We start from the raw sequence: 16,511 nt of genomic DNA, 5'->3' as shown, positions 1-16,511 counted from the left end.
ACCTTATGTTATTATGTATTTGTCAGTACATGATAGTGACCGTAAGAGAGCTTTCACATTGGCAGGCAAGCACAGCCTAAAAGGGAGGAACTATGCAAGTTCAATTAAAAAAAGGTGTTATGGACATGCTGGTGCTAGCATTATTAACACAAAATGATCGCTACGGATACGAAATCGTAAGCACCATTTCGGAATATATTGAAATATCTGAAGGAACGATATATCCATTGTTTAACAGACTGAAAAAAGAAAAGTATGTTGAAACGTATTTAAAGGAGTCTTCTACAGGCCCATCACGGAAATACTATCATATCACGAACGAAGGCCGTGCAGCATATAACAAGATGCGTCAAGAATGGGATGATTTTTCTGGTGTTATCAATATGCTGTTGAAAGGAGTCGATAATAATGAACAAAAATAGCTTTTTGGATGCATTGCGTAATATATTTAAAAAAGCACGTGTTGCAGATGTGGAGAGTATTATAGAGGTTTATGAAGAACATTTTGCGGTAGGTTATGAAAAGGGTCTTACCGATAGTGAGATCATTAAATCCTTAGGGACTCCAGAGGAAATATATGCATCCTACGTAGATGCAGGTATCATTACAGACACAATGAATCAAGATGGTAGTGAAAGTAAATCCGTTAATATGCAGGAAATTTATGCACGATTTGATGATTATAAAGAGCGTCTTTTACCTCAATTACCGGGGATGGCTAAAAAAGCATCTAAGACTTTGCTCTCTATTGGAAGTGCCTTATCCTATATTGTAGGTGCTCTTATATTCATTATTACACCGGCTATCTTGTTCTTACTAGGTAGCTCATGGCAACCATTTGAGAATGTTACTGCATTTCCAGTATTGTCCATTGTAACTTTAGTGGCACTTGGTGGTGTAGGTCTATTTGGTGGACTTACATGCGTCTTTGTTGGTACAGAGCTTCGCGGTGTGCGTGAACGTTACTTCCGCAATGTGGACTAAGGAGGATTTATGAGACGAATTATAATAACAGCGATTTTAACCGTAATTTGTGCTGTTGGGGCATGTACATCTTTTGCTGTTAATGATTTACCTAATTTTGGTGAATGGATGAAAACGAATGAACAACAGTTTAGAAAGCCACATAGACATGATGGTCCTAATAAATATATGGATAAACATATGATGGATGGAAATAATCAAATGATGCCTCAAGATGGCATGGGGCCAAATAATGGCGAGCATATGCACCAAAATGGTCAAAACCAAATGATGCCTCAAGATGGTATGGGACCAAATAATGGCCAGCATATGCATTCAAATGGTCAAATGCCTCCACAAGGTCAAATGCCTATGCAAGGCCAACCACCTCAACAAACTAATGGTAATGCACCACAACAACAAAGTGAACAAGGTGTGCCACAAGCTACACAAAACTAACGATACTTTATGAGTCCATTTCTCTTATAAGATTATAGAGTACGTGGTCATGAAAGTGCATTCATGGCCACCATAGAGCCACATACTCTATGTGATACATTCGTATCAGAATCTCTCTCTTACACACAATAACTACACACAAACAAAAAGAGCTCCTCAGTGAAGGAGCTCTTTTTGTATCTATTTATAAATATAGACAGTAGTTGATGGACTGGGAATATTTTATTAACTTCCTAATGAAAAACGACCTATGCATGTATATAGGTCGTTAAAAAATTATTTGATGTGTTTAGAACCGCGTTCTGTCATAGCTACGCCGTCTTTGCAAAGAGGGCATTCTTCAGGTTTATAAGTTGGAACTTCAAGATTAAGTAATGCTTGTACCTTTTCATGAGGTACACCGAATTCTGCTTTGCCCCCAGAACGGTTAACAAGAAGGCCTACACCTACGATTTCACCACCGGATTGGTTGACAACATTTACTACTTCTTGTACAGAACCACCAGTTGTTACGATATCTTCTACGATAAGGACACGAGTGCCTGGCTCGATTTTAAAGCCACGACGCAATGTCATTATGCCTTTTTCACGTTCTGTGAAGATAGCACGAGTGCCAAGAGCTTTACCTACTTCGTGAGCAAGTAAGATGCCGCCAGTCATAGGTCCAATAACAAGTTCCACATTTTGATCGCGGAAGCGTTCAGCTAATTCTTTACAAAGTTTTTCAGTATATTTTGGGTGTTGTAATACATTGAATTTTTCAACGTACATTGGACTGTGGAGACCAGATGTCAAAAGGAAGTGACCTTCTAAAATAGCTTGAGTGTCGATCAGTAATTGTTTTACTTCTTGTTCTGTCATCATTTGGATACTTTCTCCATTTCTTCAATAATTAAACGAACCGCTTCACGAGGGTTTTCAGCTTGTGTAATAGGTCGACCGATAACAAGGCGAGATGCTCCATCTTGTAAAGCACTAGCTGGTGTAGCAACGCGTTTTTGGTCGTCTGTTGTTGCAAAGGAAGGGCGAATACCAGGGGTAACGATGAGGAAGTCATCGCCACATGCTTCCCGAATCATTTTAGCTTCTAATGCGGAACATACAACACCATCCATACCACAGTCTTTAGCGAGTTTTGCAAGGCGAATGACTTGGTCGGAAATCGGTAGCTGACCACCGATAGCAGTCCAAGATTCATCGTCGAAACTAGTTAAAGCAGTGATGGCTAATAATTTTGGTCGCTCAACGCCTAGTTTCTCCCCACTCTCACGAGCTGCCTCAACAGCAGCTTTCATCATGACAGGACCACCTTGACCATGTAGAGTAATTAAACTAGCACCGAGACGTGTTAAAGAAGAAACGCCATGGGCTACGGTATTTGGAATGTCGTGCAATTTTAAATCAAGAAATACCTGTTTGTTTTGCTCCTGTAAAAAATGAATTGTTTTTGCTCCTTCGGCATAGAATAGCTCCATACCGACCTTGTAAAAGCTAACCGAATCACCGAGGGATAATACGATTTCTTTCACTGCATCCATTGTGGATACGTCAAGGGCAACGATTAATCTGTCATCTGCCATGTTGCAACCTCCATACTACATACATATCTAAATAATTTTCACATACTGAGGGCCTATCTGTCAATTAAAATTGGTGTGAATGAGGTGATTATTGGTCACCTTTGAACAGTAGATTATAGTCTATTTCATGCTATAATAAGTAGAGTAAATGAATATAATTCTTATATATAGATTTTGAAAGGAGTCCTATGTTAGATTTTGTTGCATTAGACTTTGAAACAGCAAATAAATTTAAAAATAGTGCGTGCTCCTTGGCGGTTATTACCGTAAAGGACGGACAAATTACCAAAAAGGCATATAGCCTCATCAAGCCTCCGTTTATGAGTTTTGATGATGAATGTATTGAAATTCATGGTATCCAACCGAAGGATGTTATTCATGAAAAGACCTTTGATCAGTTGTGGAATGCCATTTATGAAAATCATTTAAAAGGGAATATTATGGTGGCTCACAATGCGAAATTCGATATGAACGTATTGCGTGCTACTTTAGATTATTATAAAATCCCTTGGCCAGAACTAGATTATGCATGTACAGTTAAACTTTCACGTGCGGTATGGCCTGATTTGGTTAATCATAAGTTGAATACAATGGCCGCATACATTGGAGTTGAGTTTAAACATCACTATGCACTGGATGATGCAGAGACTTGTGCAAAGGTTGTATTAGAAGCTGCTAAGTTAAAAGGCGTTAATAGTTTACCAGATTTATTAAAGATTACAGGCGTACCATTAGAACCATTCATTGATGATAAAAATCGCTCTGCTCAAGATGCATTACATAAAGAGCCAGAACCAGAACAAATGTCGTTCTTTTAGTAAGGAGAGGTACTATGTTGGGGAAAGAATTATTAGCTTATGTAGATCATACATTATTGCGTCCTACAGCCACATGGGATGATATTAAAGAAGTTTGTGAGGATGGTTTAAGGTATAAAACTGCATCTGTTTGTATTCCTCCAGATTTTGTAGCATCCGCCCATGAAGCATATCCAGAACTTAACATATGTACCGTTATCGGGTTCCCTTTAGGATATGAAACAACAGAGGTAAAGGTGGCCGAAACGAAACAGGCTATTGAAGAGGGCGCTTCTGAAATTGATATGGTTATTAATCTTGGAGATGTAAAGCAAGGTGATTTTGAAGCGGTAACTAGCGAAATTGAGGCGCTTAAGAAGGCTTGTGGTGATAAGATTTTAAAAGTTATCATTGAAACTTGTTATCTTACAGATTCTGAAAAGGTAGCGCTTTGCAAATGTATTACAAATGGTGGCGCAGACTATATTAAAACATCTACTGGATTTGGTAGCGGCGGTGCAAGCCTTGAAGATATTAGACTCTTTAAAAAGCATATTGGTCCTAATGTACAGATTAAGGCCGCAGGGGGTATTCGCTCTATTACGGATATGAAAGCCTATATTGCAGAAGGTTGTAGCCGAATTGGAGCCAGTGCAGCTGTAGAGTTATTAAAGAATCACTTGAACGAAGAAGTATAATAGAAAACCACCTAGGCTATGCTTAGGTGGTTTCTTAGAATGGCGGTGTAACTATGCGTATGTATGATATTATTCTGAAGAAAAGGGCGGACTTGCCGTTATCAGATAAAGAAATCCGCTTTGTCATAGATGGCTATGTAAAGGGGGAAATCCCTGATTACCAAGTGAGTGCGCTCTTGATGACCATAGTTTTTAATGGTATGAATGCTCGCGAACTAGGAACTTTGACCTTGGCTATGGCTCAATCAGGTAATATGGTAGACTTATCGAATATTGATGGGATCACCGTAGATAAACATAGTACAGGTGGCGTAGGAGATAAGACCACACTTATTATTGCGCCTCTCGTAGCCGCTTGTGGAGGCAAGGTGGCTAAGATGTCTGGACGTGGACTTGGTCATACAGGTGGCACTATTGATAAGATGGAATCTATTCCAAATTTAAAGGTATCTTTAGAGCAAGATGCTTTTATCAATCAAGTTAATAAAATTGGTCTTGCTGTTATTGGTCAGTCGGAAGGGCTTGCACCTGCTGATAAAAAGCTATATGCTTTGCGCGATGTGACGGGAACTGTTGATAGTATCCCTCTTATTGCATCCTCTGTTATGAGCAAAAAATTGGCTTCTGGTGCTCAAGCAATTTTGTTAGATGTAAAGGTTGGCAGTGGTGCCTTTATGAAAAACATAGAGGATGCTAGTGAATTGGCTAAAGCAATGGTAGATATTGGAAAGGAAAATGGTCGTTCAGTTAAGGCTATTTTGACGGATATGGATCGACCGCTAGGCCATGCTATTGGAAATGCTTTGGAGATTCGCGAGGTTATTGATACGTTGAAAGGTCATGGTCCAGAGGATTTAACGCATGAATGTATTATCATGGCTGCTCATATGCTCGTATTGAGTCATATGTGTGATTATGAAACTGCTCTTAATCGTGTGCAACAAGCATTAGATTCTGGCGTAGCCCTAGAACGATTACGTTTAATGGTTGATGCTCAAGGAGGAGATAGCCGCGTTATCGATGATGAAAGTATATTGACAATCGGCCAGTTTACCTATGATGTGATAGCGCCTCAAGACGGTTATATTACCCATATGAATACAGAACAATGCGGGATTGCATCCGTTATGCTTGGAGCTGGTCGGACCGTTAAAGATGGCCCCATCGATTATAGTGCAGGTATTGTAATGCACAAAAAAACTGGGGACGCTGTCAGAATGGGTGAAAGGATAGCTACACTATATGCTTCTGATGAAAGCTTATTCACTAATGCGGCCCAGACCTATTTAGCGGCGATTACTATTGGTAATACTGCACCTAAAGTAGTGGATACTATACTAGATGTTGTAGAGTGAGGAGTGCAATATGAAAGAAAAGGATATTCAAAAGCTCATCAATCGTGCTATTGTGGCTCGCGACAAAACCTATAGTCCTTATTCACATTTTGGTGTGGGCGCAGCCCTTCTTTGCGAAGATGGAACCATCTATGAAGGGTGTAATATAGAAAACGCTTCTTATGGATTAACTAATTGTGCGGAGAGAACTGCTATATTTAAGGCTGTGTCGGAAGGGCAAACAAAATTTAAAGCCCTTGCCGTAGTTGCTGATACGGAAGGGCCTTGTGCACCATGTGGTGCTTGTCGTCAGGTGATTTCTGAATTTGAAATACCTCGTATTATAATGGCGAATTTAAGAGGGGACTATACAGTTGTTGAATTAGAAGGTTTATTACCTTTTAGATTTGGGGCCGATAACATATAAAAAAGAGACCACGTTGATGTGGTCTCTTTTTGGTATACCTTAGAATGCAGGAACAATAGCACCTTGGTATTTTTCTTGGATGAATTTGATAATTTCAGGACTATGAAGTGCAGCCATCAATTTTTTGATGCGAGGGTCATTTTCATTGCCTTTAAGTACAGTTACGATATTTACGTAAGGGGAATCGTTATTTTCAATTGCCAATGCATCTTTGCCAGGGTTAAGACCTGCGTTTAATGCAAAGTTAGTGTTGATAGCGGCTAAGGCTACATCGTCAAGGGAACGAGGTACTTGTGCTGCTTCTAATTCTACGAATTGATATTCGTTAGGGTTCGCAGTAATATCTTGCACTGTAGATAAGATGTTTGTAGAGTCTTTTAATGTAATTAGACCTTGTTTTTGTAATAACAATAATGCACGGCCACCGTTTGTAGGGTCATTAGGAATAGCGATTTTAGCGCCTTTTGGAAGATCTTTCAAATCTTTGATTTTACGGGAGTATAAACCCATTGGCTCAAGATGAACACCACCGGCAGATACTAAGTCAAGTTTGTGAGCTTTTGCGAATTCCTCCATGTAAGGTACGTGTTGGAAGAAGTTGGCATCAATTTCTTTGTCCCCTAAAGCCAAGTTAGGTGTGTTGTAATCAGTAAATTCAGTGATTTTTAATTCGATACCATCTTTTGCTAAGATTGGTTTAACTTGTTCCAAAATTTCTGCGTGAGGTACTGCTGTTGCCCCAATTTTTAATACTTGTTTGCCATCGCTAGCAGCTTGTTTGTTGTCGTTACCACAGCCTGCGATTAATAAAGCGCCGCCAAGGATTACAGTAGCTGCCAATGCTAAAAATTTTCTCATTAGACACACTCCTTATACAATAATTACATATAAAATATTAAATCTATAGTACTAAATAATTTCCTATCTATCAAGAAGGAATTATTATAGGTTCTCCATAACTAAAAACTATGGAGAACCTATAATATAAGTATGTTCATTTTTAAAATAATTTGCCCATGATAAGTCCAATCGCCCACATTAGTTGATAAATCATAGCTGCCCCAGCGGTAGTACCCATAGCCTTATCTAGTTGGAACTCATCTGTATTGGTAGATAATGTATGAATTGTTTTGAAAGCTAGTGGTGCTGCAAGGAATGCTAATAAGGCGAACCATGTCATATGGCCTACTATAATCCAAGCAATGATCCAAATAAAATTGAAAATATATGAGATACTCATTAAGCTGAGTGCTCTTTCACGACCAAGCACGATTGGCAACGTGTGACGTCCATGGCTTTCATCATTACGAATATCTCGGATATTATTCGTCAACATGATGGAACCAACTAGCAATGTAGATGAAATTGCAGGAATTAACAGGGCTAAGGATAATTCTCGTGTCCAAGCATAGCCTGTAATGAGTACGATAGCAAAACCCATGGCGATACCAGAGGAAATTTCTCCAAATGGTGTTCGAGAAATTGGTTTTGGACCGCCAGAGTAAAGGAAACTAATTAGAATACATAGGAAGCCTACCGGGATGTAGTACCAAGTTATAGTAGCAGATAAATAAAGACCAATAATAATGGGTACAAACATGAGTACTTTAATCATCGTTATAATGAGCTCTGGTGTTATAACGCCACGTGTGATAGAACCAGCATTACCTACCTTTTGACCAGCATCGAGTCCAGATTTAAAGTCTTTATATTCATTCCATAAATTAGCTACAATTTGGGCTGTTACAACAGCTAAAAATATGAGCATTGTATGGAAAATGGCAAGACCTGTACCCTGAGCAGCACCAAATGCATAATAACTAAAGGCGGCACCTAAAATGGTAGGCCCCAATGCAGCAGCTAATGTGCGAGGCCTAGTGAGAGGAATTAATTCTTGTATCATGTTAAAAGCACACCGAGTGTGCACTCCTTTCCATTTCTCATACATATATCATCTTTACATGTCTATTTATGTATTGTATAGCAGAAAGGTAAGCTTGTAAATTATACTATACAGTTATATATGTCGATATAGTATAATAATTAATATATGCAGTATAGATTCTCCTTTAAACTCTTAATATATACTGCATAGATTATCTAACAATCTATACATAGTGTATTGTTAAAAAGGTGAGGTGTCTTATGAGAACTCTCAATAAAAAGTTGATGACATTGGCTTGTGCCACCTGTTTAACTGTGGGTATGGGGGCAGTGGCATGTGCTGATACGGTAGATTTAGGTTATGGTATGTACGGCACAACTTCCCCAACTGTGAAAGCTGTAGAAGTTGTGCATATTTCTACTGATGCAAGATTGCGTAATCAAGAACAAGATAAATTTCTCAAAGTAGCAAATAAATCTGCTGTTGATACTATTAATAATGTTGTGAAAGTACAGACTGGTGTAGCTGTTGAACCAGTGAAGGGGGATTTTCTTGATGGTTACTCCTTCTATCAACTGCAAGGTACTGATAAACAAGGACATCATATAGGTGGTTTAATTGTTATTAACTATTCTAAAAATGCAATTGATCAAGTTATAGGTATGAATAAGACTATTTTAGAGAAGGGGTCAGATGCGGAAAAAGCTGCATTAAAGCATTCTATCTCTAAATATGTAGAATCTTACTCCAAAGAGACGGCCCAACAACAATTACAAGGCCTGAAGAGCAATACTATTGAAGGTGCTAAATTATCTAAAGATCTAAAAACGATAAATGATAAGTTACCTTCTCAAATTATAGGTGTCTTTGATAAAATGCTTGCCACAGATAAGAAATCATCTCCTAAAAGTATAGAAGAGGTCCGTTCTTATGTAGACTTTATGGCAAAACAAGTAAGCCTAGATGCAACGCATGTGGCCTATAAACCTGTTCAAACACGCTATGGTACAGCTGTGACAGGCGATTTACGCGGTAGTCTAAAATATGATGGCTTTAGAAATACCTATTCCTTAATTGGTTATGCTGTTCCTACAGATAAAGGTGTATCTTTACAGCTTTTAATGTCTGATGACTCTAGCCATGATTATTGGGCTAATGAGTTGAATCATATGTATCAAACACAATCTCTCAAGGGAGGAAAATAATATGAAATCTTTGAAAGTATTGGCTTGTGCAGCTTGCCTAATGGGGACTGTATCTGGCGTAGGTTTTGCTAAGGATGTACAAACAATTGCAGGATCCATGATAGTGCCTAACAATGTAACTGTTGTTTCTGCATCCAAAACAAATACACGTGATTTTGTAGAAAAACAATTAAATGAAGAACCTTCAAAATCTACGATGTCGAATATGATGGCAAAGGAATTTTTCCAAAACTTTGGTACTAATTTTGATATATACCAATTGCAAGGGGCAGATAAAACTGGTCAAAAAGATGCATTCGTAGTGGCTGTAGATGTTAAACAAATAGCGCAACAAGTGGCTAAAGAAAAGGCTAATGACCCTATGTTTATAGCGGCAATGGCCGCTCTTGATAAAGGTCAAATTGATCCTGTAACAGAGCAACTTCTATTAGGAACAATAAATAAACAGATTCCCACTAGCACAACGGTAGTTCCTTTAAATGGACCTATTAATGTATCTAGTCGTGATCCCCAAAAAGCAACGATTATGCCTAAAACACTTAAAACTCTAACCGTAGAAAATGCAGAACAAGTACATCCGGTGGCTGGTACAAAATATCAAACATATGCAGCAAGCTCTCGCTTGTTATATGCAGATGGAAATGTACAAACTCCACTCTATGCAAATGCTGCATTTGTGTTGAAGCCAGGAAAACCAGTGTTGTATGTAGGTATAACAACTGATGTACAACGTGATTATTTCAAACCAATATTTGACAATGCATTCAAATCAATTAAATAATTGGTTATATACGTACTTTTATTTTATATGTGATATATTGAGGTAAGTCATATATATTGAGGCATCAACATGAGTTTCTCGCCTTAAATATAGTCATATTAATTTATATTTATTTATAAAAGGAGATTTATCATGAAAACAATTTCTACAGACAAAGCACCAGCAGCAGTAGGCCCTTACTCTCAAGCTAAAGTGGTTGGCGGTTTATTATTTGCTTCTGGTCAAATTCCACTCAATCCTGCAACTGGTACAGTTGTTGAAGGGGGCATTGTAGAGCAAACTGAACAAGTATGCAAAAATATTGAAGCCGTATTGACTGAAGCTGGTACAGACTTTTCCAAGGTTGTTAAAACAACTTGCTTCTTAGCTGATATTGGTGATTTCAAAGCATTTAATGAAGTGTATGCTAAATATTTCACTTCTAAACCAGCTCGTTCATGTGTAGCAGTAAAAGACCTTCCATTAGGCGTTATTGTAGAAGTGGAAATTATTGCGGAAGTATAAGATGGATTATATTTCTTTGTTACAGTCAGAGATGCGTCCTGCCTTCGGTTGTACTGAGCCAATTGCATTGGCTTATGCGGCTGCGAAGGCAGTCTCTGTTTTAGATGAGTTTCCTAACCATATTCACGCAAGATGCAGCGCGAATATTATCAAAAATGTAAAATCTGTAGTCATTCCAAATTCTGGGGGGCGAAAAGGACTAACGGCGGCCGCTACACTGGGTGCTATTGTAGGTCATCCAGAGCGTGAACTTGAGGTGTTGGAATCTGCTACAGACGAAGATCGCAAATGGCTTGGTACATTGCTTGATGCTAACTTCTGTACCGTTTCACTTGCTGAAGGCGTAGATAATCTATATATAGAAATCACTGCAGAAACAGATGAACATACAGCGGTTGTTCGCATTGAAAATGACCATACGAATGTAACCTATGTATCAGTAGATGGCGAGATTGTCTCTGAAACAGTCAATGAAATCAAGAAAGCGGCTAAAACAGAATATGCCATGACCTTCGATAGCATTTACGAATTTGCTTTAACAGGTGATATTTCTGGTATCCTACCTCAAATTAAACAGCAAGTTGAGTATAATACTGCAATTTCTAAGGAAGGTCTATCCAATGATTATGGATCTAATATTGGACAATTGTTATTGTTAGATGAAGAAAATCCATCTCTCGAAACGAAATGTAAGGCTCGTGCCGCAGCTGGCTCTGATGCGCGTATGAGTGGTTGTCCATTGCCTGTCGTTATCTGCTCTGGCTCTGGTAATCAAGGTTTAACCGTGTCTGTACCAATCATTACGACTGCCGAGGAACTTGGTAAAAGTGAAGATGAATTGTATCGCGCTCTCGTCTTTGCTAACTTGCTAACTCTTTACGTTAAATCTGGTATTGGTAAATTGTCTGCATACTGTGGCGTTGTATCTGCCGGTGTGGTAAGCGTAGCAGGCATAGCCTTTTTGAAAGGTGATAGTAAAGATATCATTGAGAATACCCTTGTAAATGGTCTTGCAAGTCTATCTGGTATCGTATGTGATGGTGCGAAACCATCCTGTGCAGGTAAAATTGCAATTTCCCTTGATGGCGCCTTTATGGGATATAAACAAGCTCGCCTTGACAAAAACTACCAAAAAGGCGATGGCCTTGTAGCATACTCCGTTGATGAAACTATCCGCAGTATTGGTGCTGTGGCACAAGGTATGAAAGAAACGGACGTAGTTATATTGAATGAAATGCTAAAACACTAAACTGCAAGTGACGTGGTTAGCTGAATATAAAAAGAACCCTTCGTTGGTCTGTACCTTCAAAAATTGTGTCCAATTTTTGGGGTACAGTTCACGTGAAGGGTTCTTTTTTTGTTTATTGTAATTTTTTAGGATCTTTAAGTATCAATGAAGCCCCAAGACCCACTACTAGGAATGGTACGAGTGTCATCATAGCGGCAGGTAAAGAATAGGTATCCGCAAGGTTACCTACTACAGGTGCGATGATACCGCCGATAGTTTGGCTCACCCCGAGGGTAATACCGGACGCAAAGCCGATGCTTTTAGCAAGGTAGGTTTGGCCTAGTACGATAACGGGGCTGTAGCTAAGAGCTTTAGCAGCGCCAATCATGAGTAGTAACATATAGGCTATAGGCATCATGATAACAGGGGAGAAGGTAGGCACTTCTGTTAATAGGAACATAGCTGGCAACCAAATCAATAGGGATAGTCTAATGATTTTGATGGGACCATATTTGTCACCTAATAGACCGCCAATATATGTCATGAAGATACCGATACTAAAGAATATGGTTAATGCAAAGCTACCTTGCTCTGGGCTAGTGCCGAGTTCACGAGTCCAGAAGATAGGAATAAATGCATTGATAACGCGGAAGTTTACTGATTGGCTTAGGATGATAATAAACAAGATACCAAAGTATTTCCAGTAATTTTTTAGCGGCTTTGCCACTAGTGTAGGGTTTTCCATAGCTACCGCTTGGTCGATAGTGCGTGCTTGAGTGACTATGCGCGGCATGAGGACGAATAAAACTGTTGAGATGATAAGACCCACTATGGTGAAAGCTGCCAGTCCATGAGGACCTACTGTATAGGCAATAGAGCCCGCAAAGAGTGGGCCGATGGCAAAACCAGAGCTACCACCGATGGCGAAGGTACCCATGGCTTTACCTTTTTTACCACCTCCGAGGCGATTCATGATTTTCGCTCCTTCAGGGTGGAAGATAGAGGAGCCTACACCAGCTAAGGTAGCACAAACAAGTAAGCTTTCATAGGAGGTTACAAAACCCATGGCACCTGTGCTACAAGCAGAGAGCAGAACACCTAAGGCGATGAGCCGTGGCTGATTGATCTTGTCAGAGACATAACCTAATAATGGCTGTAACAATAAAGATAATGCTGTATTGGCTAATATGAGAAAGCCTGCTTGCTCTAAACTAAGTCCATAAGTGTAGATAAATAATGGCAAGAGGGCAGGTAATACACTTTGACAGGAGTCGTTAATCATATGACTCACCGTAATGAGATAAGGGTAATATTTTTTCATAGTAGTGGTCCCTTCGCAAAAAAGCGCTAACCATGGTTAGCGCTTTATATATTTTATATGGCAGAGGAGGAGGGATTTGAACCCCCGCGCCGGTTGCCCGACCTACCGCATTTCGAGTGCGGACCCTTCAGCCTCTTGGGTACTCCTCCGTGTTTTACGGCGCTCTTTAAAAAAGTCTTTCATGATTTGACTACATTCATCACCAAGGACCCCCGATGCTAATTCGGGTTCATGATTTAAACCAGGGTGAGAGAGTACATTGAAAAGAGACTCTACAGCGCCTCCTTTGTAATCACTTGCACCATATACAACACGGTCAATACGACTGTTGATGATGGCTCCAGCGCACATCGGACACGGCTCTATCGTAACATACAGGGTACAACCAGTCAACCGCCAGCGCTTGAGTACATCGCATGCTTCGCGGATGACGAGCACCTCTGCATGAGCCGTTGCATCGTGATCTAATTCGCGGCGATTATGGTGGCGTGAAATGATTGTATTGTTTTGAACTAAAATGGCGCCGATAGGAATTTCTCCTAGAGCATAAGCTTTGTGGGCCTCCTCTAGGGCAAAACCCATAAAATATTCATCACGGCTACGCTCATCCATATTTTTAATCTCTATAGGTGTAATGTTCTTTGTCATTCTCATACCTCTTAATGTATAATATCTTACATAAAGTCTATCATAGTGTGCGAAGTTATGCGAATAGATTGTGTGAGGGTATTATGGATATTATTTGGTATATATTTGATATGATTGGCACTATTGCCTTTGCTATCTCCGGAGCACTTGTTGGGGTGGCGCGGAGAATGGATATATTTGGTATGGCTGTATTGGCACTGGCTACGGCAATCGGTGGTGGAATTGTGCGTGATGTTCTCTTGGGGTATTTTCCGCCGAATTCGTTACGCAATATTGTATATGTAACTGTGGTTATTTCCGTAACAATTATCGTATTTATTATCTATAACAGCCGTTATCGCAAGCATGCTATGGGCCCTCGTAGCCGAGCAAGCTATTTATTAGCCGACGCTGTGGGGCTAGCATCGTTTACAGTAACTGGAGCATCTGCAGGGTTTAAACTATATCCTGAGCTGCCAATTTTCATTGTTTTATTAGGAACTATTACTGCCGTTGGAGGTGGTATTATCCGAGATATGCTGGCTCAACGGATTCCGTCTGTTTTGAAAGAAGATGTGTATGCTCTACCTAGTGTTATTGGGGGCATCGTTTATTACTTAATGGTTATTTCTAACTGGGTTGGAGAGGCTGTATATGGTGCGTTTACCGTTGTACTAGTTATCCGTTTACTAGCTATTAAATATAATTGGAGCTTACCCAAAGTGCGCTAAAGCTAAAGGCACTGCATTTGAGAAATAACAGGTAAATGATATAATTATACTATTAAGTATTTCATAAAAGTGTCAGAAAAAAAGAGTATTATATAAGAGTTAATTTTCGAGTCGAGAGTACTCGTGTACACAGAAGGAGATTTGCTTTATGACAAATAAATGGTTGAAAGTAGCATTAATGGTTACAGCCATTGCTACAGGTACATCCATCAAAATTGATGCAGAAACCGTATTATATGTACCTCAAGATGATCGTCCTGTAAGTTTGCAATATACAGTTGATACAGCTCGTGAGGCGGGTATGACTGTGTTGACACCACCTCAACACTTGATTTCTGGTAAGACGTACCAAGGTCAAGCTGATCAAATTATGGCTTGGGTAGAGCAAAATGCAGGTCGTGCTGATGTTATGGTATTAAGTACAGATACTCTTATTTATGGAGGTCTTGTAGATTCTCGTAAACATAATATTCCACTTAGCACATTGCAAAATCGCTTGAAACGTATTGAAGGTTTAAAAGCGCGTAATAAAAATGTACGCATCTATGGCTTTGGCACCGTAATGCGTTCCCCACGTGCGAGTGGTGGCGGTACTGAACCGGCCTACTATGCGGAATATGGCCCAACAATCTTTCAAATTGCTGCATTACAAGATAAATTAGATTCTGGCTCTTTAACGCAAGAAGAAACTCAAAAATTGATGAGCTTACAAGCCTCTGTTCCTGTGGAATACTTGCAAGACTGGTTTGACCGCCGTCAAAAAAATATGAAAATCAACAAAGAGTTGATTGATGAAACTCGCAGTGGTGTATTCGACTACTTTGCATTAGGTCATGATGATACATCTCAATTATCTCAATCCGCTCTAGAAGGTCGTTACCTCAACAAATATTCCAAGGATATTTCTGTTGAAAAATACGGTAGCTTTCCTGGTGCTGACCAACTTGGTCTCTTGTTGATGGCGCGTTCCCGTACCGATGTGAGCACAGAAAAACCTACATTCTCCGTAATTTATCCACTCGGTGGCGGAGGTAAAACATTGCCAGGTTACGAAGATCAAACGATTGATAAAACAATTGCTCAACACGTTGAGGCTGTAGGTGGCACGATGGTGACACAAGGTAAACCAACTGTATTATTGGCTGTTAATACACCTCTTACTACGAGTACAGGCGAGTCTGAAAACTTCGAAAACTTCCCAATGATCTCCAACTCTACAAATGCTTTCGTAGATCGCATTCAACAAGCTGTTGACTCTGGTGTGAACGTAAGCGTTGCAGATATTGCTTTCAATAATGGTGCAGATAATACATTGGTATCCGCTATGTATAAACGAGATTTGTTGTACAAAATCGGTGCGTATAATGGTTGGAATACAGCAAGTAACACAGTAGGTTACGCTATTGCTCAAGGATTATTGCTTAAATCTATGAGTCCAGAAGGTCATCGTGATATGTTGACGCAACAATATTTGGATAACTGGGCATATCAAGCAAATATTCGTAAAGATATTTATCGTATGCAAGATTCTATCAGAACAGACAATGTTCGTTACTCTGGTGAATTAAATGAACGTCTTGAAAGTTACTTAGGTGAACGCATTCAAGATTTCGCTGAAAAATACCTTAAAATCAATCCTCGTACAGTAAAAGCTACATTCCCATGGGGACGTCTATTTGAAACGGATATCACTGTTTATGACAAACCAGTGGTACCACTTGAAAAAGAATTACGCTTGAAACGAGAAGCTGAAGCAAAAGCTAAGGCTGAAGCAGAAGCTAAGGCTAAGGCAGAAGCGGCTGCTAAAGCAAATGGTCAGGCTGTACCAGCACAAGCCGCACAACCTGAAAAAGCTGCAACGCCTCAAACACCTACATCTACCCCTCCTGTAGTTAAACAACCAGCTACAGAGTCTCAAGGTCCACGTGTGGTACCGACACCTGCAGTGGCACCTGGTCAATAGTGAATAGG

General features: G+C 39.7%; 19 protein-coding genes and 1 tRNA gene. 13 read left to right on the top strand and 7 right to left on the bottom strand.

What is annotated here, in order from left to right; all coding sequences use genetic code 11:
- Positions 1–92: 92 nt before the first annotated feature.
- The 3 genes from KHY58_RS04475 to KHY58_RS04465 are packed head-to-tail and all read left to right on the top strand — an operon-like array spanning position 93 to position 1,422.
- The gene (locus KHY58_RS04475; protein WP_004693657.1) at positions 93–422 is read left to right on the top strand and encodes a PadR family transcriptional regulator; all 330 of its coding nucleotides are present in this window, start codon (positions 93–95) and stop codon (positions 420–422) included.
- On the top strand, positions 409–984 hold the full coding sequence (locus KHY58_RS04470; RefSeq protein WP_008602778.1) for a DUF1700 domain-containing protein: 576 nt from the start codon (positions 409–411) through the stop codon (positions 982–984). The genes KHY58_RS04475 and KHY58_RS04470 overlap by 14 nt, the downstream gene beginning before the upstream one ends.
- A gap of 9 nt (positions 985–993) precedes the next feature.
- On the top strand, positions 994–1,422 hold the full coding sequence (locus KHY58_RS04465) for a transcriptional regulator (RefSeq protein ID WP_128114153.1): 429 nt from the start codon (positions 994–996) through the stop codon (positions 1,420–1,422).
- 276 nt (positions 1,423–1,698) lie between these two features.
- Here the strand turns inward: KHY58_RS04465 and pyrE are convergent, their stop codons facing one another.
- Complete coding sequence (pyrE, locus tag KHY58_RS04460; RefSeq protein ID WP_004698369.1) at positions 1,699–2,286, bottom strand: orotate phosphoribosyltransferase; 588 nt, start codon at positions 2,284–2,286, stop codon at positions 1,699–1,701.
- The gene (gene pyrF, locus KHY58_RS04455; RefSeq protein ID WP_012863963.1) at positions 2,283–3,002 is read right to left on the bottom strand and encodes an orotidine-5'-phosphate decarboxylase; all 720 of its coding nucleotides are present in this window, start codon (positions 3,000–3,002) and stop codon (positions 2,283–2,285) included. The genes pyrE and pyrF overlap by 4 nt, the downstream gene beginning before the upstream one ends.
- Before the next feature lie 188 nt (positions 3,003–3,190).
- Between pyrF and KHY58_RS04450 the strand changes: the two genes are divergently transcribed.
- From KHY58_RS04450 to KHY58_RS04435, 4 genes are read left to right on the top strand one after another with little or no spacing between them, the layout of a single operon-like run.
- Entirely contained in the window at positions 3,191–3,820 is a 630-nt protein-coding gene (locus KHY58_RS04450; RefSeq protein ID WP_128114152.1) for a 3'-5' exonuclease, read from the top strand.
- A 14-nt stretch (positions 3,821–3,834) separates the two neighbouring features.
- A complete protein-coding gene (deoC, locus tag KHY58_RS04445) occupies positions 3,835–4,497 on the top strand; it encodes a deoxyribose-phosphate aldolase (protein WP_004693644.1) in 663 nt (220 codons plus the stop codon).
- A gap of 53 nt (positions 4,498–4,550) precedes the next feature.
- On the top strand, positions 4,551–5,852 hold the full coding sequence (locus KHY58_RS04440) for a pyrimidine-nucleoside phosphorylase (RefSeq protein ID WP_278470458.1): 1,302 nt from the start codon (positions 4,551–4,553) through the stop codon (positions 5,850–5,852).
- Positions 5,853–5,862: 10 nt separating this feature from the next.
- Positions 5,863–6,258, top strand: a complete 396-nt coding sequence (locus KHY58_RS04435) for a cytidine deaminase (RefSeq protein ID WP_004698320.1) — start codon at positions 5,863–5,865, stop codon at positions 6,256–6,258.
- A 39-nt stretch (positions 6,259–6,297) separates the two neighbouring features.
- On the opposite strand, the gene KHY58_RS04430 is transcribed toward KHY58_RS04435, so the two are convergent.
- Together KHY58_RS04430 and menA are read right to left on the bottom strand one after the other, a co-directional pair.
- Positions 6,298–7,116 carry a MetQ/NlpA family ABC transporter substrate-binding protein gene (locus KHY58_RS04430; RefSeq protein ID WP_004698373.1) on the bottom strand — a complete coding sequence of 273 codons (819 nt, stop codon included), beginning with the start codon at positions 7,114–7,116 and terminating at the stop codon, positions 6,298–6,300.
- A gap of 142 nt (positions 7,117–7,258) precedes the next feature.
- Entirely contained in the window at positions 7,259–8,161 is a 903-nt protein-coding gene (menA, locus tag KHY58_RS04425; protein ID WP_278470461.1) for a 1,4-dihydroxy-2-naphthoate octaprenyltransferase, read from the bottom strand.
- A gap of 242 nt (positions 8,162–8,403) precedes the next feature.
- On the opposite strand from menA, the gene KHY58_RS04420 reads away from it, so the two are divergent.
- From KHY58_RS04420 to KHY58_RS04405, 4 genes are all read left to right on the top strand, one after another.
- Positions 8,404–9,348, top strand: a complete 945-nt coding sequence (locus tag KHY58_RS04420; protein ID WP_278470464.1) for a hypothetical protein — start codon at positions 8,404–8,406, stop codon at positions 9,346–9,348.
- Position 9,349: 1 nt separating this feature from the next.
- Positions 9,350–10,129 carry a hypothetical protein gene (locus KHY58_RS04415; RefSeq protein ID WP_278470466.1) on the top strand — a complete coding sequence of 260 codons (780 nt, stop codon included), beginning with the start codon at positions 9,350–9,352 and terminating at the stop codon, positions 10,127–10,129.
- Positions 10,130–10,261: 132 nt separating this feature from the next.
- Positions 10,262–10,633, top strand: a complete 372-nt coding sequence (locus KHY58_RS04410; protein ID WP_004698345.1) for a RidA family protein — start codon at positions 10,262–10,264, stop codon at positions 10,631–10,633.
- 1 nt (position 10,634) lies between these two features.
- Positions 10,635–11,882: a serine dehydratase subunit alpha family protein gene (locus tag KHY58_RS04405; RefSeq protein WP_278472279.1), complete on the top strand. Its 1,248-nt coding sequence runs from the start codon at positions 10,635–10,637 to the stop codon at positions 11,880–11,882.
- 112 nt (positions 11,883–11,994) lie between these two features.
- Here the strand turns inward: KHY58_RS04405 and KHY58_RS04400 are convergent, their stop codons facing one another.
- The 3 genes from KHY58_RS04400 to tadA all read right to left on the bottom strand — a co-directional run bounded on the left by KHY58_RS04400 (position 11,995) and on the right by tadA (position 13,830).
- On the bottom strand, positions 11,995–13,182 hold the full coding sequence (locus tag KHY58_RS04400; protein WP_278472277.1) for an MFS transporter: 1,188 nt from the start codon (positions 13,180–13,182) through the stop codon (positions 11,995–11,997).
- Positions 13,183–13,240: 58 nt separating this feature from the next.
- Positions 13,241–13,331 (bottom strand) — tRNA-Ser (locus tag KHY58_RS04395).
- Positions 13,285–13,830 (bottom strand): tRNA adenosine(34) deaminase TadA, encoded by a 546-nt coding sequence (gene tadA / locus KHY58_RS04390; protein ID WP_004693623.1) that lies wholly within the window; start codon positions 13,828–13,830, stop codon positions 13,285–13,287. Before tadA ends, KHY58_RS04395 begins: the two co-directional genes overlap by 47 nt.
- 83 nt (positions 13,831–13,913) lie before the next feature.
- Between tadA and KHY58_RS04385 the strand changes: the two genes are divergently transcribed.
- Complete coding sequence (locus KHY58_RS04385) at positions 13,914–14,540, top strand: trimeric intracellular cation channel family protein (protein WP_004693621.1); 627 nt, start codon at positions 13,914–13,916, stop codon at positions 14,538–14,540.
- Between the two features lie 148 nt (positions 14,541–14,688).
- Complete coding sequence (locus tag KHY58_RS04380; RefSeq protein WP_004693619.1) at positions 14,689–16,503, top strand: DUF4127 family protein; 1,815 nt, start codon at positions 14,689–14,691, stop codon at positions 16,501–16,503.
- Positions 16,504–16,511 lie beyond the last annotated feature (8 nt).

Origin of the sequence: Veillonella parvula, assembly GCF_018366295.1 — a bacterium.
GTDB classification, from domain to species: domain Bacteria; phylum Bacillota; class Negativicutes; order Veillonellales; family Veillonellaceae; genus Veillonella; species Veillonella parvula_P.
The sequence above is the reverse complement of the archived record's forward strand: the minus strand, read 5'-3'. Positions and strand labels throughout refer to the sequence as shown.

Excerpts from the sequence above, each read along its gene's own strand:
- deoC (WP_004693644.1), top strand. The coding sequence starts at position 3,835 with ATGTTGGGGAAAGAATTATTAGCTTATGTAGATCATACATTATTGCGT.
- KHY58_RS04470 (WP_008602778.1), top strand. The coding sequence starts at position 409 with ATGAACAAAAATAGCTTTTTGGATGCATTGCGTAATATATTTAAAAAA.
- KHY58_RS04465 (WP_128114153.1), top strand. The coding sequence starts at position 994 with ATGAGACGAATTATAATAACAGCGATTTTAACCGTAATTTGTGCTGTT.
- KHY58_RS04420 (WP_278470464.1), top strand. The coding sequence starts at position 8,404 with ATGAGAACTCTCAATAAAAAGTTGATGACATTGGCTTGTGCCACCTGT.
- KHY58_RS04430 (WP_004698373.1), bottom strand. The coding sequence starts at position 7,116 with ATGAGAAAATTTTTAGCATTGGCAGCTACTGTAATCCTTGGCGGCGCT.
- KHY58_RS04410 (WP_004698345.1), top strand. The coding sequence starts at position 10,262 with ATGAAAACAATTTCTACAGACAAAGCACCAGCAGCAGTAGGCCCTTAC.
- KHY58_RS04380 (WP_004693619.1), top strand. The coding sequence starts at position 14,689 with ATGACAAATAAATGGTTGAAAGTAGCATTAATGGTTACAGCCATTGCT.
- KHY58_RS04385 (WP_004693621.1), top strand. The coding sequence starts at position 13,914 with ATGGATATTATTTGGTATATATTTGATATGATTGGCACTATTGCCTTT.
- pyrF (WP_012863963.1), bottom strand. The coding sequence starts at position 3,002 with ATGGCAGATGACAGATTAATCGTTGCCCTTGACGTATCCACAATGGAT.
- menA (WP_278470461.1), bottom strand. The coding sequence starts at position 8,161 with ATGATACAAGAATTAATTCCTCTCACTAGGCCTCGCACATTAGCTGCT.
- KHY58_RS04405 (WP_278472279.1), top strand. The coding sequence starts at position 10,635 with ATGGATTATATTTCTTTGTTACAGTCAGAGATGCGTCCTGCCTTCGGT.
- KHY58_RS04475 (WP_004693657.1), top strand. The coding sequence starts at position 93 with ATGCAAGTTCAATTAAAAAAAGGTGTTATGGACATGCTGGTGCTAGCA.
- KHY58_RS04440 (WP_278470458.1), top strand. The coding sequence starts at position 4,551 with ATGCGTATGTATGATATTATTCTGAAGAAAAGGGCGGACTTGCCGTTA.
- KHY58_RS04415 (WP_278470466.1), top strand. The coding sequence starts at position 9,350 with ATGAAATCTTTGAAAGTATTGGCTTGTGCAGCTTGCCTAATGGGGACT.
- KHY58_RS04435 (WP_004698320.1), top strand. The coding sequence starts at position 5,863 with ATGAAAGAAAAGGATATTCAAAAGCTCATCAATCGTGCTATTGTGGCT.
- tadA (WP_004693623.1), bottom strand. The coding sequence starts at position 13,830 with ATGACAAAGAACATTACACCTATAGAGATTAAAAATATGGATGAGCGT.
- KHY58_RS04400 (WP_278472277.1), bottom strand. The coding sequence starts at position 13,182 with ATGAAAAAATATTACCCTTATCTCATTACGGTGAGTCATATGATTAAC.
- KHY58_RS04450 (WP_128114152.1), top strand. The coding sequence starts at position 3,191 with ATGTTAGATTTTGTTGCATTAGACTTTGAAACAGCAAATAAATTTAAA.
- pyrE (WP_004698369.1), bottom strand. The coding sequence starts at position 2,286 with ATGATGACAGAACAAGAAGTAAAACAATTACTGATCGACACTCAAGCT.